Here is a 20,240-nt window from a genome sequence, read left to right as displayed (position 1 = left end):
GCAGGATCGCGAAATGGTTGTATCAGATCAAAATTATTATCGTTTTGGTCAAAATCTGTTTCGGCCCAATAATCCCTACTGTGCGGCTACCAGCACTTTATGCCTTACCTGGCGCGATCCGTAAGTGGCTGTCAGGATATACAGGCCGGGGTTAAGCTTTGTTCCTGCTTTTACAGCCAAACTGTTCGGTGCGTCCTTCTCAGTAGCTACGCGCACTTCCCGGCCACTCAGGTCTGTGAGACTGATAAGAGGTTCCTGACCTGCAAATTGCAGTCGGATTACCCCGGTAGTCACAGGATTTGGATAAAGGACCAATTCGGCCCCACCGTCCATCTTCACCGAAATAATTTTAGAGTAAGCAAAAGTGCTGTCCTGATCAACCATTTTCAGTCTGTAAAGATTGTCGCCTGATGCGGGGTTGGCGTCGTTGAACGAGTAGTTCTGATGTACCCTGCTTTCCATTGCCGCATTTACACGACCGATGTTCAGCCAGCTTTTTCCATCCATACTGCGCTGTACAGCAAAATGGTCACTATTCGATTCCTCGGATGTCTGCCAGCTCAGCTCTACCGAATTCTCCTGTTTTTCAGCAGTGAATGTTGTCAGTGAAACCGGCAGCGGGGCGGCTTTGTCGGCGGTGATGAAATAAGACGAAAGGCTGGTCGCGTTGAATGTAATTTTCCAAAGGCCTAATACACTGTCCCAGCGGATATCCTGGTCTGCAGGATCTATCGTGCTTTCGGCGGTACGCAAATTCGCACCTTCTTCACGCTGCCAGATACGCAGTTTGGATTTATTGGTGGCATCATTTGCGTTCAATGGAAGCTTTTGAGAACTCACTGCATTAAAAGCGTTGAATTCCGCCTGGCTTACATATAAAGTTACAGTTGCACTGGCACCATTAGAACCGGGCGTAAATTTCCAATGACGCTGGATGTAAGGCTGACCGTCCCTGCTTCTAACCTGATCTTCGATCGTTACCAAAGCCTTGAAAGGCCGGTTACCGTCAGACAATCCGCTTCCCTTTACCGTGCTGATCACACGGCAGTCGTCGCCGGTAAGGTGATAATCCACATTGTTGGGAATTACGCTTTCCGCTTCCTCCCCGTTGCGCGAGAGTTTCAGGTCTTTGTAAAAACATCCTCTCGTAGTCACATCATCATTCACGTAAATATTAACCGGCTTACCGCCCGAATTATCATAGGCACTGCGCCAGTTCTTATAGGCGTCACAATCACCCGACCAACTGTCGCGGTTCGTATAGCAGCCATCGCTGTTGATCATGTTGGACAATGCGAAGCTGTCGGAATTGGACGGAGCGGGTTTGGTGACTGATTTTCCTTTTACCCAATTGTTCGTCAGCGTTTTAATAGCGTTCACCGCCTCCTGGGATTTCATCGCATTTTCGAGGTAAAAGAGGGTAACTACCTGTGCGCCGTGCGTGTAGCTTTCCTCAGCCAATCTCACAACTGATTCAACACCAGTTACATAGGCCGCTTCGTTTACATATATCCTGCCCGGCAGGTTGGACCTAAGCAAGTCCATCGCGAACCGGTGGTCGTAGTGGATATCGTCGTTGACCTTGATACCGTCCAAATCCTCCCCGATCTCTTTGAAAGGCAGCGTACCTCTCGCCCGTGACAGCTTGTCGTAAACGGAGCCGTGGTGGCTGATCACTTTCACATTCGGGTTAACGCCTTTTACAGCTTCCTTGAAGATCCTGTTCGTTTCCTTCAGCGTGTGAGTCCGGAACAAAAACCAGTCGGTTCCGTCGGGCTGCGTGAAGGTACTGTTGGAAGGCTTTTTAGGATTTACATCATTGAAGGACGAATAACTTCTTCCCCAAACAGAATTCAGTGCCTCGATATTTCCGTATTTTCCTTTCAGCCACACCCGGTAAGCGGCCACCATTGGTTGGGAATAGTCTGTCAGCGCATTGGCCATATCCAATGCCTCTTCATAATGGTATTTGGTCGATCCCATTTCAAATTCACCCTCGCCCTGACGGGTATATACGAGGTTGACATACAGCAGATTGCCTCCCTGCTGAAGATATTTGTAACGCTCCATCACCTCCCTGGAAAAACTGGTAATCCTGTCTTTCGTGGACTGTGCCGCAAGCGAAGTCATGACAAATTGTAAACTGATATTCGGCCGTATCGGCCCGCCCCATTTTTGGAAAACGGCTTCTTCTCCATTGTAATTGGCCACAACCATCCGCTCTTCCTTTTTCCACCCGTCGCCTGTGGTGATCCCGTAGCGGTCAGAGGAACTGTTGGTCACATCATCGCCGGTGCTTACTGCAATATTTAGTGCCACCTTCATATTGAGTGACAGGGCCCGCTTGATCTGGTCATCGTACTGCTTCCAGACGTTATAACCACTACCATTTTCCTGTTTGAGGATCCTGGACACCTTTCCGTGAATGGCGCCCCATTGTACCGTCATCGCAATTGCATTACAGCCGACACTTTTAGCGTCATCGATCACATCCAGCGCTGGTTTGTCATTCTCGTTAACCAGCGAAACTGCGAAGTAACGTTGCTGTGCCGACAGAGTAAAAGCGCAAAAACAGAGGGATAAAATACAAGAAATCCTGAAAATACTTCTGTTGAAAAGTATCGGTTTTTTCATACTAAACTTTTAATAAATGTAAAAAAGTGATTACTGAACGAGGGATCCGTCGCGGGGGTAGATATATTTCTGTCGTAGCCAATCTAACACAATCCAAACTTACTTGTAGAAATTTTATACTAAATGTAAATTAATTTCTACCAAATAATATTTAAGACAAGTACAAAAAAGGTAACATTCTTCGAAAATTTATCTCGAAGTAGCGGAAAAGTCCAATTAATTGCCGGATTTTCTGGAGAGAGGAACTCAGTTTTGCATCAAACCAAACTCTGTAGCAAGCTTGATCACAGTTGCGGTATTGGGAGCTTCAAATTTTTCCATCAGGTTTTTTCGATGGCTTTCTACGGTATGCGTACTGATAAACAGGTCTGAGGCGATCTGCTGAGTGGTGTAGCCGCGCCCGATGAGTTCGAGGATTTCCTTTTCGCGGCGGGTAAGTCTGGGGACTTCTTTCAAATCGTTACCGGTACTGCTGTTCAGCACTTTCTGGGTACCGGCGCATAGAAAAATCTGTCCCTCCATAGCGGCGTGCAGGGCAGCAATTATATCGTCGCCAATGGCATTTTTCAAGACATAGGCACTCGCGCCGCTCTGCAGGATTCCCATAATCACCGTCCTTTCGTTATGAACGCTCAAAGCGACTACTTTGACCGCCGGGTAGCGCTGCCTGATCTTCTGGCAGAGAATAATGCCGCTCGTATCGGGCAGGTTAACATCCAGCAGGATCACATCCGGGACAGTCACAGCCAATGCGGCCAGTACCGTTTCGCCCTGGTCGAATACGCCGGTTACTTCAATTCCTTCACGCGCTTCCAGCAGGTTTTTTAATCCCTGCAAAACAATAGGATGGTCGTCGACGATGTATACTTTCATAATCAGATATCACATTCAACAGTCACCGAAGTACCATTTCCGGGTTTCGACTGCATATCAAATTTAGCATTTAAGAAATCGGCCCTCGCCTTGACATTTGACAATCCCGCACCAGCTTTTCCATTGATTTTTTCAGGATCAAACCCTTTCCCGTCGTCTTCAACCGTCACAAACAATCGTTCACCGCTTTGCTGGATAATCACCAAAATCTGCGCCGCAGTGGCATGTTTCACTGCATTGTTCACCAATTCCTGAATGATCCGGTAGAGCACGATCTGCTTTTCCTTCGGCAGCGAGTCCTTATAGTTGAAAACCTGGCAGACCAGATTAATACCGGTCTCTTTCAAATTTTTGCAAAATTCCTTCGTCGCCTCGGCCAGGCCGTAGTTCATCAAAATCTCCGGCATCAGGCTCCGCGCGATCCTGCGCAGCTCATTTACAGCATCGTCCAAATGTGAAAGTGTACGCCCCAGGCTCGTTTTCAACTTTTCGTCCGCCCCCACCGGCGCTTGCGACAGTTCTATCTTGATACTACTCAGCAAACCGCCCAGGCCGTCGTGCAAATCGCGCGCAAGCCGGGTACGCTCCTGCTCCTGCCCTTCCAGCATGGCGGACAACATCGAGATCCGGTAATCTTGCTTTATTTTCTGCATTTCCAGCTCGTGGAGCTGCTTTTCCTGCGTCCATAGCCGCTTATTATTTCGATAAAAAAGGAGAACCAGAACAGTTACTGCCATCAGAAAAAGACAAACCACCGCCAGAAGCCAGTTGAGCAGCCGGTTATTTTTAATGGTCAATGCATCCTTTTCATTTTTCGATTGGAGTTGATAGATCTTTTTCTCTTTTTCAGAAGACTGGTATTTTGCTTCCAGCGCAGCGATCTCGGTTTTCGAATTTTCCATGAAAGAGCTGTCCGCCAGCTCGGCATATTGGTTCAGCCATTTAAAGGCATTCGCCATATCGCCCGTTTTCGCGGTCGTTTGCGCCAGCTCGTAATAGTACAATATCCTGTTCTTGCTGCTTGGAAATACATCATCCTGCTGTACCAGCTGCGTGATGATCTTCAAAGCCTTCGGATAATCCCCCATCGCTTTGTAGGCAAAGTATTTTTGCAGCATAAGACCCTGATAATCATAGTCACGTTTTAGTCTTCGGGCCTGTGCCAGGCCCTTATCAAAGCTGCTCAGGGCTGCCTGAAACTGGCGCAGCCGCGCGTAGTACATGCCTTCCGTGAGGTAGTAATCTGTGTAATGCGGCAGGTCAGGGTTGCCTGCGAGCAGGATTTTCGCACTATCCAGCATCGGCTTTACGGGCGGGTAGTCTTTGAGGTATATATAATTTTTTGCGCCAAAAATGTAGGCATCCGCCAGTTCCAGTGACCCTGGATCAAGTCTTTGCAGCGCTACAATGGCCAGATTAATATATTCCTCGGCCTTTTTATAATCCAGCTGATTGGAGAAAATAATACCGAGGTTGCGATAGTTACTCACCACGCGGGCACTGTCGCCGGCTTGTTGGGCGAGCGGGATCGCATGTTCGATAAGGATCTCTGCATATCGCTTTTCATTGTCAAGCCGCTGTTCAAGCGCACCGAAATTATGCCACGCCCTCGACCTGAAAATCAACGCTTCCTTGTTCCTGAACTTACTGAAAAGCTGCTCTGCCCGCATATAGGCAGCTTTACTTTTTTCAAAATTGGTTTCAAAATAGGCGCCGGCCCTGTAAAATTCGACCATCGCTTCCTGGTAAGAGCCGGGTTTTGCCAGGGCCGCCGCCTGCCGTACATATTGCAGGGATACCGCCGTATCCTTGTCGCTGAAATGATCCGATAACAATAGCAACGTCCAGACCCGGCTGGTATCAGGAAGTTGTTTCTTCAATACATTTTTCAGACTGTCAGGATAATTTCCTGCCCCGCTTTGCGCATGTGCGAGACAGGAAATCCGGATCAGTAACAGCAACAAGAGGTACTTTTTCATGATTTAAAATCAGGGCATGTCACGCAGCATCCGTCCGTCGAGCGCGGCCGGGGTATCTTTCAGAGGCGCAGGGCTGGCGGTTTCCAGGTCTTTCGCCGCGCCTATCCGCGCATTGGGCCCGGCAGCTACTCCCATATGCTGCAATGCTGCATTTAATAATGTTTCATTTTCATCGCCAAAAGGCAAAAACGGCATCGACAAATCTTCTACTTTACGCGTGGGCGTAATTCCGTCAACCGTGCCATAATCCGACGCTCCGTCGGCATTGGTAGTCTGGCCGAGCATTATGTAAATACCATATTTCCAGCGCTTTTTCTCGTCGCCGATCAGGCTGCCGAACAGGTTTTTGCCCGCTGTATTGGCCCCGATCGTAACTACCTCCATATAAGGCTTCAACCCATTGATGATTAGCTCACTTGCGGAGGCGGTACCACGGGAAGTCAGCACGTAGACGCGATCGAGCCGGTTGCCAATGTTACTATTTTCCTGCGAAAATTTGTAATTCAATGCATCCTGGCCGTTTTTTTCTTTCCAATACTTGATATACTTATCGTTCCATTGTTCCGTATAAAAGACATCGGAGGCGCCCGCGTTACTGACGATCAGCGATCCCAAAGTAACCGCAGAAGTCATATATCCGCCCCCGTTTAACCTCAGATCGAGCACCAGCTCATTTACACCCGCCGATTTAAACTGGCCAAAAACCGTACGGAGCTCATTATCATATTTCTGCTTATCGGCGTCGGTACCGGGTACAAACTGCGTATAAACCAGGTAGCCGATCTTTTTACCACCCTTTGAAATCACACTGGAAAAAGCGACCGGATTGGCCGCAAGCGCCGCTTTCGAAATGGTAACCGTTGATTTATCCAATTGCAATATATTGTTTTCAATAGCCCCGAGCGTCATTTTCGCGGTTTCTTTGGCGCTCATCAGCGAGGCATAATTGTCCTTCGTGAGCTGACTGCCATCGATTTTCGTTATGATATCCCCCCGCTGCAAACCCGCTTTATCCGCCGGACTATCCTTCGCAACGTGGCTGACAAAAAGGGCAACGTTTTGTTTTCCCTCGTCAATATATGCAGGTACATAACTCACCCCGAATGCTTTAACTACGCCATTGAATTGCTGCTGCAATGCATCAATATCCGCAGTGAGCATGGAAAACCGGTCATAGGTTTGGGGTTGATAAACGAGTTTGCCGAAATATTCTTCCGGGCTGGCCGAACTGTCAAGCTCCTTTTGATCAGGCATTTCATCGTACCAGAAATAGGCGTCGGCCATCATACTGTAAATCCATTCGTTGACCGAACCTTTGTCGCCCAGCTTTCCGGTGAGGGTATCAATGCTCTCGGGCTGGCAGGCGCAGCAAAATCCGGTCAGGGCGATGAGTAGTATTGCGCTTTTCTTTCTCAATGTTTTCATGATTACCATTTTAGTTGTGTATGAAATGCAGATTATTGAGGGTGGTAAATGCGGCTGATCAGGTTGTCGATGATGTAGGATTTTGTTCTGGAATAAAAAGTATCAAGATCTTCGAGGTAGCGGTGGTAAAAATAGCTAAGCACCAAACCCAGGAATAATGCTATAAAAGTCGTATCGAACGACACATTCAGGCTTTGGGTAATGAGCGGCATTCCCTCCTCGGTTTTGGCCAGGTGAAAAAGCCCGATCGAGCTTGCCAAATGCAGGATCGTTCCTATAAAACCGAGCGACGCAATCGCATTGATCAAAAACCGCGCGATCTCCAGCCGCCCTTCCATTTCCGTTTTACTGTTATCGATTTGTGCCGTAAGCACGTGCAAAGTATCGCCAATTGACTGGTTATTACGGTATTGCGTACAAGCCCTTTTCACAAAATCAGTCAGCAAAAAACTGAAACCGTGCTTTTCCAGATCAATCACATTCAGCTTGATACGCGCCACTTCGTCGGGCGACAATACCAGCTGATCCTGCACAGGCAGCAGATTGAGTTTGAAACCTTCGTTCTGTTTTTTGAGATACCGCTGATATTCCAGTATTTCCAGTACCCCAAAAATGAATGCCATGTAAATAATAGCGTGGACAAAACCTCCGAAAGAGCCACCAAACGCCTCAAAAAAGCGCTTCAGGCCCGGCCCCGAGGTAATGGTCGCGAGCAGTATCAGAGCAAACCAGATCATGACAGCCGCCACTAAACTGATTGCGAGGTGATATAGTCTTTTGTTTGTGATCATTTTTTAATGAATGATTGATTGAATGATTGAATTACTGAATGATTGAATTACTGAATGACCTAATGACCTAATGACTGAATGAGTGAATGACTGAATGACTGAATGACCCGCCGTGGAACGGGGAATGACCCGCCGCAGAACGGTGAATGACGTTACTTTCTTTCCAGGTCGAACTGGCCGTTTTCCTGCATGGTAACGGTGGCTACCAGGGCTTTGGGAGCTTTTAGTTGTAAGGTGGTGGAAAATGGTTCGCCCTTTTCTTCTCCCTCAGGACTTTTTGAATAGACCAGCCCGCGGACGTAAACCGACGTATTATTCTTCGTGCTCTCTTTGAAAACCGCGTAGATCTGGTATTCGCCGGGCAGGATTTTGTCAAATTGCCGCACTGCTTCCTGGGTCGTGCGCAGGTCGCTTCCGAAGAATTTGGTCTTCGCTTTACCGCTGTCCCACTGGCCGATGTCTTTTATCTCCCGGGAGCCGCCGGAGACACATTTATTGTTTTTGCAAACCAGCAAATCCACATTATCGCCCAGGTCGCCCCAGCTGATCTCGAACGAAACCTTGCAAGGCACACCAGGCGGGTCGCCCTGGTATTTGCTTTTCTTAAAATCGTCGGGCTTTGTTTCCGAGGCAATGACTGGCCTGGTAGCCGAGTCCTTCCTCGGTTCGGTTTTTGACAAAGGCGCCGGCGACTTGTAATCCCCCGCACTGGCAACCGGCGCCGGTTCAGGACAATCTGCACATTCAGGGCATTCGGCAATGCCCGGTATTGGTTTGTAATCGGTAAGTACCACCAGCAGCGTATCTCCCGGTCGTTTTGCTTTTAAACTGTCGCTGATCGTCGCGAAAAACTGGTTGTGCACGGTATCATACGACATACTGACCTGCTGCTTCTTTCCGGGGGCCGAGCCACCTTTGGGAACCGCGATGAACAGAAAGATCACCGCCCCAAGCGCCCCGCAAATCACATCCAGAAATGATATATTAAAAATCTGAGGTTCCCGGTTTCTTGCCATGTTTCAATGGTTTATCGTAAATTTTCAGCCGGCTTTTAAGCTGCCGAGCACATAGGTTCTGTCCACAGGGAGGCTTCCTGCGTGTTTTGCAATTTCTGCGTTTCGCACCGGGAAGCGGCATTCCGGGCATTTGGGTAAATGAGCCCCGATCATTGTTCCGCAATTCAGGCATTGCCGCGCCGGTTTTTCCTGATCCGTTGATTCCGAATCAGGAGCCTGAGAGAACCGGTCATTGATCCGGCAATGAACGCATGCGCCGGCGCCGCTTTCGTTGATCGTGCCGCAATTGTTGCAAACGAGCATAATCGAAGTGTTTAGGCGGTTAATACTTGTCCCCGAAAGTGAAATGGTGTGTATAGCTTACGCTCAGAATAGTAGAAACGTTGGCCACTTTTCCATCCGCCCCTATCGCCGCGCTGCTTCTTGTATTGATCGCATTGAATCCCAGGTCCCAGATGATATTGACGGCAAGCTTACCCTTTTCGCCAACCGGCATCAGCATTCCCGGACTAAGTATGAAACCAGGTTGAAAACGGCGGTAAGTATCATTAATGCCGCTCCCGAACCGAACTGTCGAAGATTCGCTGCGAGACCCTACCCCGGCTACTTCCAGTTCCAGCCGCTGATTTCCCGCTAGTCCGACATTCAGGGAAGGCCCTGCAGAGGCAGTAAGCCCGAATTTCTCACTCAGGAACCGGTACCTGAAAAGAATTGGCACCTGTATAAAAGAGGTATTCTCGCGCCGCTTCACGAAGCCAACATAATCCCCTTCGATCCGGTAATTGTCAGTCTCCGACTTGGTCCCTTTCTGAATAAAATTGACCCCCGAAACGATCGCCATCTTATTCATTTCCACGCCGAAAACCAAGCCTCCATTTAATCCCGGCTTGGGTTTGGAACTGGTCCACACATCTGCGTAATCAGATGTATATGAATACATTGATAAATTGGCACCGCCGGTTCCTCCTATAAAAAAGGAGCTGCTTTGCGCATGTGCAGCAAAACTGGCTGCGAGTAAAAAAGCGATAACGAGCAACAATGGCTTTCTCATGTTTTTGATGTTTTATAGTGTAGCTTCAAACTGACCAGCACTCATCCCGTCCAACGGTGATATTCTGGTCTTGCAAATTTCAGGCAAAGGGAAAAAGCAAACCATCCCTGTTTTCAGCCATTTTTTCCTCCCCCACCCCCCTCAACGGGGCTATTCGTTGCTAACCAAGTCAAATTTAAAGCTCCCTTGAAGGGCTTTGGGGGGAGGAGGAAGGGCGGTTATTATTTTTTTGTAAAAAATTTCGAAACGCTTGCATTTTGCATTTTGCCATTTTATTTTTGACAAAAAGTAAGTTAGTGCGTTAACCTACATGAAATATAACCCTACCCGCTGGTTTGTTGTGATATTGGTCTTCATTGCCACTGGTCTGAGCTTTCTGGACAGGCAGGTATTGTCGATTGCGGTCATTAAAATTCAGCGGGAGTTCCATTTCACGGATGTGGAATACGGGTGGGTGAATACGAGTTTTTTATTGAGCTATGCATTGATGTTCACGGTCGGCGGCTGGCTGATCGATAAAATCGGCGCGAAAAAAGGGTTGGGTATTGCGGTCGGCGTTTGGTCGGTGGCGAATGCATTGCATGGTTTGATGACCAATCTGCCTCAGTTACTGGCATTTCGCTTTTTCCTGGGAATGGGCGAAGGCGCCTGCTTTCCGGGAGCGGCCAAAACAGTTTATGATTGGTTTGATAAAAAAGAAAGGGGCTTTGCAAACGGTATCGCGATCGGCGGCTCGGCGATCGGTGCGGTAATCGCACCACCGCTCACGATCTGGATTGCAGAGTTCTACGGCTGGCGCGCAGGTTTCGTCATCCCTGGCCTGATCGGAATTTTATGGGTAATCGTCTGGTTCATGATACCCTGGAAACAAAACACCCAGGTGCCCTCCGAAATCCTGCCAGAAACTAGCGAATCGGTGATTTCTTTTGCTTCTATTCTAAAAATAAAAGAGACCTGGGTATTCATACTGATGCGTTTCCTGCTGGATCCGGTGATGTATTTTATGATGTTCTGGATTCCCAAATACCTCAGTGAAGTGCGTGGTGTGTCGTTTGAAAGGATCGGAAGCCTTTTCTGGATCCCGTTCCTTGCTTTGGGCATTTCCAATATACTAGGCGGCTTTTTATCAGATCGTTTGGTCAAAAACAATGCGAGCGTCAACAAATCCAGAAAGATCGTCATGGGCTGTGCAGCTGCACTGACGCTGGCTGTTCCGCTCACTGAATACACTTCCTCAGTGGAAATGGCGGTCGGTTTTATGGCGCTGTATATGTTTGCACACGGCTGCTGGATCACGAATTACATTACTGCTATTTCAGATGTTTTCGGGCCGAAAGCGACTTCCACCGTAGTCGGACTTTCAGGAACGGCGGGCGCTATTTCCAGCCTGGTACTTAATCCGATGATCGGCAAAATCATCCAGGACTATTCCTATAAACCCCTGTGGATCGCGTCGGGCCTCCTCTATCCTATTGCATTCATCGCGTTCATGATTTTGATCCCTAAGATTAGATTTCTATTTGAGACAGAACATAGACCATTAACGATTAACAACAATTGACAATAAATGACCAGTGACAACAAATGACCGATGACCACAAATGACAATACCTGACCACACCTGACACAAAAAATTTTTACCAAAATATACTTAGTGCGTTAAGAAATCAAATAGAAACCATATACCAATTCCATGGGAAATCCATTACAGAGTGAAAACCACATTGAACAGCAAGCGATCATTGAGAAACGCCAGCCGACCCGGCCGCGCATAGGCGTTTTTGGTGTGGGTTATTATAAATACTGGGTGCAGTTTGACGGGCTGCTCGATGATATGCTGCGTAAACAAGCCGTTTTCATCGAAAAAATCCAGACCGGCTCCCACGCGGAGGTAATCGATTTTGGCCTCGTCGATAATGTAGAAAAAGCGTACGAGCTCGTACCCAAACTCAATGCCGCCAATCTCGACCTGATCTTCTGCGACATGGTCACGTATGCAACATCCAATACGTTCGGCACGGTGATCCGAAGTGTGAACGTACCGATTGTGCTGGTAGCATTGCAACCGGACAAAGCGATGGACTATACCCGCGCTTCCACTTACATGCAGCTTTACAATGACGACATTTGCTCCCTCCCCGAGTTTGCCGGCGTGGCTGCGAGAATGGGCAAAAAGGTACCGGATATGATCATCGGAACCCTTTATGACGATCCGCAGGCCGACGCGGAAATCGAAGAATACTGCCGGATCGCGGCTGTTTTGCACGATGTGAAAACGTCGCGCATCGGCCACATTGGCCACCCGATCGAGGCGATGCTGGATATGCATTCAGACTCTACGATGTTTACCGCTCACTTCGGCGCACATATTGTGCAATGCGAGGCGCACGAGATCGTGTCGCATTATCAGAAAGCGGAACGCGCGGAAATTGAACCGGTCAAAGAAAGGATCCTCGACTTTTTCGACACCCCTGACCCCGTTTCCGACCCCATTTCCGAAAAATTGCGCGACTCCGACCTCGAAACTGCTGCCCGCGTGACGGTTGCACTGGAAAAATTCATTGAAGAGAAAAAACTCGACGGACTCGCCTACTATTACGAAGGCCCGGACAATAGCGAAACCAGGACGGTCATGTCTAATCTGATCGTTGGCAACTCACTGCTGACCGGTGCCGGATTTCCGATGTGCGGGGAGTCGGATTTGAAGACTTGTTTTGCGATGCTGATCATGGAACGTTTAGGGATTGGCGGTAGCTTCGCGGAGTTTCACCCGGTCGATTTCAAGGAAGGTTTTGTGCTCGTTGGCCACGACGGGCCGCATAATGTAGCGATTGCGCAGGGAAAACCAGTTTTGCGCAGCCTTACCAAATACCACGGAAAACCCGGATTTGGTGCCGGCGTGGAGTTCAAGATCAAAGAAGGACCGATCACGATGCTGAGCATTAACTCTACTTTTGATGGTAAGTTTAAATTCGTAATCGCTGAGGGTCAGTCTGTTGAAGGACCAATCCCTCCTACCGGCAATACGAATACCCGCGGCTACTTCAAGCCCGACGTGCGGACATTTTTGCAGCGGTGGATGAAGGAAGGACCGACGCACCATTTCGCGCTCGGCGTCGGACATCACGCGAAAGCTATTGAAAAAATCGCCAATTACCTGACCCTGGAATCTGTGATTATCAGAGAAGACTGACTTTCAATACTATCCAAACCCTTTTTACGAACTAACCCAAATTCACTGCTTATGAAACCTATTTTATTCCAAAAGCCAGCGCTGTGGGTCGGCGCGCTGTTGCTGAGTTTGCTGCTCGGAGCCGGCGAACTTCACGCTCAAACGGCTTCGAAAGTGACCGTTTCCGGCAAGATCATTGCGGAAAATGACAAAGCGCCGCTGATCGGCGCGACGATCACGGAGAAAGGTACCAACAATGGAACTACTGCCGATGTGGACGGAAATTATAAAATATCCGTGTCGCAGGGAGCCAGCATTGTTGTCAGCTTTATTGGCTATATTCCTCAGGAAGTGTTAGTTAATAATCAGTCTGTCATTGATGTAGCATTAAAAGGTGACCAGCAGCAGTTGCAGGATGTAGTCGTGGTGGGTTATGGTACGCAGCGTAAAAAGGACCTGACCGGCTCCATCGCCAAGATTTCCAACGAACAGTTTATCCAGCCTTCCACCGGCAGCTTCGACCAGATGTTACAGGGAAAAGCGCCGGGGGTGCAGGTTAGTCAGACGACGGGCGCGCCGGGCGGAAATGTGAATATCCTGATCCGCGGCGTAAGCTCGATTACCGGTGGAAATCAGCCGCTTTACGTAGTCGACGGTTTTGCGATTGGCTCTGGCGGTGGCGGTTCGGATATGCGGAGTTATGGTTCAAACAGCTTTTCTTCCGCAGGTATGGCGAGTAATACAGGCAACCGCGTTAACCCGCTGGCGTCAATCAACCCTTCTGATATTGAGTCTATTGAAATTTTAAAAGATGCTTCCGCGACTGCTATCTATGGTTCAAGAGGCGCAAATGGTGTAGTGATTATTACAACCAAACGCGGCGCGCTGGGCAAATCCCAGATCAGTGTCGACGCTTCCTACGGATTTCAGGAAGTAGCCAATAAGCTGGATATGATGAATGCGCGGCAATATGCCGACTATCTGGTCGACGGGCGCGACAATGCGTGGGTTTATGCCGGCGGTAAACTGACCGACCCGAATGAAGTACGATCCGTAGCAACAAGGGTAAGGCCGGAGTTCAGAAACCCGGAATCCCTGACCACGGATACCGACTGGCAGGATGTGCTGTTCCGCACTGCGCCGGTCCGGAATGTGCAGGTATCTTCGACGGGCGGCACTGAAAAGACCAAATACTTCATTTCTGCGGGTTATTTTTCGCAGGAAGGTGTGATCATCAATTCCGATTACAACCGTTTCAATTTGCGCGTAAACCTGGATGCGCAGATCACGAAATGGTTGAAAGTCGGCAGTTCTACTTTTGGTTCGTATGGTTTTGGCAGGTTTGCTAATACCGAATCGCATTACGGAGCGGGCGGTTTGCTGGCGAATGTATTGGCTGCGGCGCCTACTATCCCGGTTTACGATGATAATGGTGGCTACTATTTCAATCAGGCTGACGTGACGGATGGTTTGGGATTTTTGCAGAATGTATTGGCTGTCGCAAACGGCCAGGACGATCGCCGGAAGATTATGGACGTGGTGACGAACAACTTTTTGGAATTCAATTTGTCCGATGATCTCACCTTTAAAACTTCTATCGGTGTTAATTACGGCTCAAACAACATCCGCCTCTGGCGCTCCTCGGCGGTACCAAATTTCACCACATTGAACTACCCAGCCTCGGCAGGAACTTCAAGAACCGAATCAATCAACTGGCTGAATGAGAATACATTGAACTACAATAAAGTTTTTAACAACAAACATTTTGTAGGTGCATTGGTCGGTTTCACTGCGCAAAAAAACAGTGTAGACCGCGTAACAGTCGGTGCTTCTGATTTCCCGACTGAATATGTGCCATTTATCACAGCAGGTATTGTGAATGCAGGCTCACAGAGCGTAAGCGAATGGGCATTGTTATCGATGATGGCGCGGGTAAATTATTCCTATGCAGGCAAATACATGCTGACCGCGACGGTAAGACGGGACGGAAGTTCAAGATTCGGTTCTAATCATCGCTGGGGCGCATTTCCTTCTGTATCTGTGGGTTATAATATTTCAGAAGAAGAATTCATGAAAGATGTGCGGTTTATAAATAACCTGAAACTGCGCGCGAGCTATGGTATTTCAGGGAATAATCAGATCGGCGATTACACACATATCGGACTTTTATCAACTACCAGATATATTAAAAACAAGACGCTTAACCCCGGCTTGATACCGGCAACATTATCGAATGACGACCTTACCTGGGAGAAGTCAAAGCAGGTCAATTTAGGTTTAGATCTGGGATTGTTTCAGGACAGGATTTCGCTCACAGCTGATTTTTATCGGGATCATAAAACAGATCTTTTGCTCGCAGTGCAGCTTCCCGCAGCTTCGGGTTTCAATAGTTCTACCCAGAATATCGGCGATATCGAAAACAAAGGGTTTGAACTGGGCTTGCAGACGATCAATGTGCGTTTCAAAAAATTCCAGTGGAGTTCCAATGCGACATTCAGCCATAACCGTAACAAGGTGCTCAAACTGGCGACCGAAGGCGGACGTATTTCCAATTCTGCCTACCAGATCACCGAAGTCGGCTCCCCTATTTCCAGCTTTTTCCTGCTTAATAAGCTCGGCGTTTTCATGAATAGCGCCGAACTGGACGGGGCTGCATTGCAACATCCGAAAACGCAGGCAGGCGACCTGAAATTCGAGGATGTAAACGCCGACGGCGTGATCAACCAAAGCGACCGCAAGATTGTGGGTACTCCCTGGCCGGATTTTACGTGGGGATTTGACAACAATTTTACATTCGGTAACCTCAATCTGAATATCGGTCTGGTTGGCTCTAAAGGCGCCTATACTTATCTCGACGCCGGCGCTTCGCTGCTGGGCGCGAACGGGGTACAGAACAACCTGGCGCTTACGGACAAAAGGTGGCGATCGGAAGAAAACCCGGGGGATGGTATCATGCCGCGCTCTATCAGAAGCAACCACGCGCTCGGGTTCGGAACTTCGTCGCATTACCTGTTCGAAAATTCCTTTACCCGGATCAGGAATGTGAAGCTCGGATATGACCTACCCAAAGACCTGGTCAATCGCATGAAACTGAACGCATTGAACGTGTATCTCAATGTATCCAACTTGTACACTTTCACCGATTACCCGGGTTACGATCCGGAATCGAGTATTTCGGGGGATAATGTGGTGAGCGGGGGTATTGATTACCTCAACTATCCGCTGCCGCGCACCTACACGATTGGTTTAAAAGTCACTTTTTAAGGTCTAAAAATCTGCTGCAATGAAAAAATTTATCATTTGCCTGTTCATAGGAGTAAGCGTAACCTCCTGTTCTGATTTCCTGTCCTTACAGCCTGCACATCAGATCAATGAAAATATATTTTACAAAACCCCCAAGGATTTCGAAACCGCGCTGGTCGGAAATTATGCGGGATTGCAGGGCTTGCATAATGCGTCTATCGTCAATATCGGCGATTTGATGACGGACAATGCCGAGATTCAATGGACCTCGCCGACGGTTTCGGAAACGGAATTTGACGAAATGAACCCGACACCTTCCAACGATTTTCTGAATACGGTCTGGAGTACCTGTTTCGCCACGATCGCCCGGTCGAATAATATCCTTTCCAGGCTGGAATCGGTGGAAATGCCCGACGCACAGAAAAAACAATTTCGCGGAGAAGCACTGTTTCTGCGTGCTTACGGCTATTTTTATCTGGTCAGATTGTTTGGAAACGTCCCGATCGTCGACGTCGCATTTCGTGGGCCGGGCGAAATCATGAACTTCGATATGAGCAGAAAACCGGTGAGCGAAGTGTACAATGTGATCACTTCCGACCTGACCGAAGCGGCAACTTTACTGACAGGCGTCACACTTCCTAGCAAATCCCAGGCTTCGACCGGCGCAGCGAAAACGCTTTTGGGCAAGGTATACCTGACTACCAAGCAATATGATCTTGCCAAAACAGCATTGAAAGAAGTGATCGATTCGAAAGCATATTCACTTCATCCCGACTACAAAAAGCTGTTTACGAACGGAAACGACGAGTTGCCGGAATCGATTTTTGAGATCAAATATATGTCGGGCAATGTGGGCGAGGGGAATCAGTTTTCCAGCATTTTCACCCCTGCCCGCTTTGATATGGCCATTTTTCCGGGCAATATGCAAGGTTCCGGCCGGGTATTGCCTACTCCGCAAGTGGCTAAATCCTACGAAAAAGGCGATCTCAGAAGACCTGCATCCATCGGTGATTCTGTTTTATTGAATACGGGTAAATATGAAAAAGAGATATACGGACTTAAATTCGTTGATTTTACTACCGGTATAGTCGGTGACGGCGGCATTAACTTCACTGCATTGCGCTACGCCGATGTGCTCCTGATGTACTCCGAAGCATTGAATGAAACGAATGCCACTGTCGAGGCACTTACCTATATCAATATGGTACGCAGCCGTGCGGGCGTTCCGGCATTGGCTGGTTTATCCAAAGCAAACCTGGCTCTGGCATTGGAAAAGGAGCGGCAGGTTGAGCTTTTCCTTGAAGGCCACCGCTGGTTTGATCTGGTCAGGACCGGGCGCCTGCAAACGGTAATGAACAAATATTTTCAGGATGCGGGGCTGAGCTTTACCGTCGCCGATCACGAAACGTTAATGCCCATTCCATTGCGAGAAATCGATATTAACCCAAATCTGGGACAGAATTCAGGATATTAACGATCCTCTCCGGTCTTTTGCTGTCACAAGGATTTACAGAAATCGATATGAACTTAAAAACAACAAGATTACCCTGGTTTCTCGGCTCATTCTGGCTGCTGCTGGCCCCTTTTTCGGGTTCAGCGCAGTTACAGCCGTCCACGCTTCGGGGAAAGAATTTCAATAACATCACCCTCGAAGCTTCTCTGAAACCTTTCAAGAAAAACGACAAAGCCTATATCCGGGAAGTGGCGAAGGAAATGTTCGTGCAGTGGCACTCTTTACTTCGGCACGCGGACACAGTTTCGGTCATGCTCTGGACGGGCGACGGTTCCGAAATCCTCGAATACAAAGGCGACCCGAAACAGCGGCTCGAATGGGCGCGCTACATTGGGAACCCGAATACCAAGCATCCCGTCGGCTCGGGGCCGAAGGAACTCTCTATCCACGAACGCGCCTATCTCTACCTCGAAAATCCGCCCGAATTCACTTATGGAGACCTGAAATTCATCGTGCAGACTTTGAAAGAAGAAGGTCGGAAAGTGACAGGCAAACCAATCCGTGTGGGTGAAACTTTCGATCCGGGGCCTGAGTTTGCCAAATCCGATTTCAAATACAAGCTTCATCCGGAGATCCTCGGCGGAAGCGCAATGGGGCATAATACGATGGTAAGCTGCTATGCTGTTTTGAAAGCGGACAAGGAATCCTACGCGGGTTTTCCAAATGGCATTCCGGACAAAACGCCTTTTGGTACTTTCCTCGGGCGGCAAAGCCAGCGACTTCTGGAAGATATGGGGTTTGATTACATCTGGCTGAGCAACGGTTTCGGTTTTGGCGTCGAAGGCTGGTCCTCCACGGGTGCGATATTCGACGGCAAGGGTTTTGATCAACCCAAACTGGCGGCTACCAAATCCAAGATCTCCGATTTCTGGAAGTATTTCCGGGCAGAATGCCCTGATTTCCAGGTTCAGACAAGAGGCACTAATTTGTCAACCGGAGCCGACCTGGCGCGTGACGGGGTAGATTTGAAATCAATTTATCAGGATAAAAATATTCTGCCGCCGCCCAATTCTCCCTGGGCCGCGCTGGACGGTGATTTTGGTCTGGAAATGGTGGGTTATATGTCAAGAATGGCCGAGCTGCCCGACGAGCGCTATCTGTTCCGCTACTATACCCACGACCCCTGGTGGATCAATAGTCCCTGGCTCGACCGCTATGGGCGCGAGCCGCATGATATTTACCTGCCGATGTCCGTATCACGCATTAACGCAAAAGGGGAAGTGCGACTGCCTACACATTTAAACTTCCTGAGCATCGACGATTCTTTCGGAAATATGCCCACGCAGGTGCCGGACGAAGTAACCCCGCATATTTTGAAAGCCCGCTACGACTCGCCGACCGCGCCCGGACCGCTGGTCTGGGTTTACCCTTTCGACGAATACCACAAGTGGGCTTATCAACACAAGGACCGTCTGCCCGAAATCTATTACGGAGACTGGCTCATCCGGCAGGCGATCAACAACGGCTTTCCATTGAATACGATCGTTTCGACCACTTCCTTTCAAAAGGTAATTCAGAGCGAACCTCAGAAGTTTAAGGAATCTGTCCTTGTAACTATTGTTCCTGAGGCGGGTTCTGCATTAGAGCAAGCTCTGATTTCCTTTGTTGAAAACGGAGGTAAGTTAATGGTTTACGGTCCCGCGGGACATGCTGGAAAAGCATTTTTAGACTTAATAAACCTAAAAAACGTCGCGCCGCTGGAAGGGGAGTTTGACATTACCTCTATCAATTCCGGGGATGTGATGAAAACCCCTTATCCCTCCAAAATAATCCACACAGCACTTTTTTCTGGCGGCGGCATCAGTACACAATTGGCCGACAGTAAAGACGCGAGTACAAAGGTCTTATCAAAAATGACGCAGAATGGTCAAAGCCGCGACGCTGCCTGGACGCGCCAAAAGTCCGACTGGAAAGGCGGAAAAGTGGCCTATATCCGCGGCACCAATTCCAGCAAATTCACCGGAGGCAAATTGCTTACGCCTGATAATCCTTCAAAACTTTTCACGGGGCCACTTTTGCTCCGCTATGTTTTGCAGGAGTTTGGGATCGATCTGGGTATTTCAAAAGAAGATCCAGGCATTAAAAACCCGGTTTTGACGGTTTCACGTAGCAACAATGCATTCATTTTTTCGGGTTATAATCCGAACACGACCATTGTCAACCATTTCAAATTTCCGCAAGGCGCCCCGCTACTGAACGGGCTGGACACAAAACTGGACAAGGGAAGCTCTGTCTATTCCCTGCCAACTTCCTGGAACCGTGATTCCCGCGTTTTCATCGAGCAGCAGGAAGGTATCGTTTCCTTTAAAGAACTGCATTCAGGTGAAATGGGTATTTCGAAGCGATTTCGGGTGAGTGGCCTGCAAAATGCGACAGTACGTATTTACGCCGACGAGCACACCACGGCCAAAGATTTCCATGCCTATCTAAATGCCAACTATCCCTGGAAAGAAGGCAAAATCGCGTTTAAGGAAGGTGACGCGCGGTTTGGGAAGCACTTTGTGGTGGAAGGGGTTACGGGCAGCCTGGTCGTGTCGTGGTAG

The 20,240-nt window shown here is 48.7% G+C and carries 13 protein-coding genes; 5 read left to right on the top strand and 8 right to left on the bottom strand.

The features are described 5' to 3' along the window. Positions 1-75: 75 nt before the first annotated feature. The 8 genes from FXO21_RS23200 to FXO21_RS23165 all read right to left on the bottom strand — a co-directional run bounded on the left by FXO21_RS23200 (position 76) and on the right by FXO21_RS23165 (position 9,769). Positions 76-2,634: a beta-galactosidase gene (locus FXO21_RS23200; RefSeq protein WP_149642314.1), complete on the bottom strand. Its 2,559-nt coding sequence runs from the start codon at positions 2,632-2,634 to the stop codon at positions 76-78. 246 nt (positions 2,635-2,880) lie between these two features. Further along, positions 2,881-3,507: a response regulator gene (locus FXO21_RS23195; RefSeq protein WP_149642313.1), complete on the bottom strand. Its 627-nt coding sequence runs from the start codon at positions 3,505-3,507 to the stop codon at positions 2,881-2,883. Between the two features lie 2 nt (positions 3,508-3,509). Then, positions 3,510-5,486: a tetratricopeptide repeat-containing sensor histidine kinase gene (locus tag FXO21_RS23190; RefSeq protein WP_149642312.1), complete on the bottom strand. Its 1,977-nt coding sequence runs from the start codon at positions 5,484-5,486 to the stop codon at positions 3,510-3,512. A 9-nt stretch (positions 5,487-5,495) separates the two neighbouring features. After that, on the bottom strand, positions 5,496-6,911 hold the full coding sequence (locus tag FXO21_RS23185; protein ID WP_149642311.1) for a S41 family peptidase: 1,416 nt from the start codon (positions 6,909-6,911) through the stop codon (positions 5,496-5,498). A gap of 32 nt (positions 6,912-6,943) precedes the next feature. Continuing rightward, positions 6,944-7,702 (bottom strand): MotA/TolQ/ExbB proton channel family protein, encoded by a 759-nt coding sequence (locus FXO21_RS23180; RefSeq protein WP_149642310.1) that lies wholly within the window; start codon positions 7,700-7,702, stop codon positions 6,944-6,946. A gap of 152 nt (positions 7,703-7,854) precedes the next feature. Further along, positions 7,855-8,718: a hypothetical protein gene (locus tag FXO21_RS23175; protein ID WP_149642309.1), complete on the bottom strand. Its 864-nt coding sequence runs from the start codon at positions 8,716-8,718 to the stop codon at positions 7,855-7,857. A 24-nt stretch (positions 8,719-8,742) separates the two neighbouring features. Beyond that, positions 8,743-9,021, bottom strand: coding sequence for a hypothetical protein (locus tag FXO21_RS23170; RefSeq protein ID WP_149642308.1), 279 nt, complete (start codon positions 9,019-9,021; stop codon positions 8,743-8,745). 19 nt (positions 9,022-9,040) lie between these two features. Then, positions 9,041-9,769 (bottom strand): porin family protein, encoded by a 729-nt coding sequence (locus tag FXO21_RS23165; RefSeq protein ID WP_149642307.1) that lies wholly within the window; start codon positions 9,767-9,769, stop codon positions 9,041-9,043. A 310-nt stretch (positions 9,770-10,079) separates the two neighbouring features. On the opposite strand from FXO21_RS23165, the gene FXO21_RS23160 reads away from it, so the two are divergent. From FXO21_RS23160 to FXO21_RS23140, 5 genes are all read left to right on the top strand, one after another. Then, the gene (locus FXO21_RS23160; RefSeq protein ID WP_149642306.1) at positions 10,080-11,330 is read left to right on the top strand and encodes an MFS transporter; all 1,251 of its coding nucleotides are present in this window, start codon (positions 10,080-10,082) and stop codon (positions 11,328-11,330) included. A gap of 132 nt (positions 11,331-11,462) precedes the next feature. After that, positions 11,463-12,962, top strand: coding sequence for an L-fucose/L-arabinose isomerase family protein (locus FXO21_RS23155; protein ID WP_149642305.1), 1,500 nt, complete (start codon positions 11,463-11,465; stop codon positions 12,960-12,962). Positions 12,963-13,013: 51 nt separating this feature from the next. After that, complete coding sequence (locus FXO21_RS23150; RefSeq protein ID WP_149642304.1) at positions 13,014-16,205, top strand: SusC/RagA family TonB-linked outer membrane protein; 3,192 nt, start codon at positions 13,014-13,016, stop codon at positions 16,203-16,205. Between the two features lie 19 nt (positions 16,206-16,224). After that, positions 16,225-17,658, top strand: coding sequence for a RagB/SusD family nutrient uptake outer membrane protein (locus FXO21_RS23145; protein ID WP_149642303.1), 1,434 nt, complete (start codon positions 16,225-16,227; stop codon positions 17,656-17,658). Positions 17,659-17,705: 47 nt separating this feature from the next. Beyond that, positions 17,706-20,240: a hypothetical protein gene (locus FXO21_RS23140; protein ID WP_149642302.1), complete on the top strand. Its 2,535-nt coding sequence runs from the start codon at positions 17,706-17,708 to the stop codon at positions 20,238-20,240.

The sequence above is a fragment of the Dyadobacter sp. UC 10 genome (assembly GCF_008369915.1).
Lineage (GTDB): Bacteria > Bacteroidota > Bacteroidia > Cytophagales > Spirosomataceae > Dyadobacter.
This window is presented reverse-complemented; position numbering and strand designations above follow the sequence as displayed.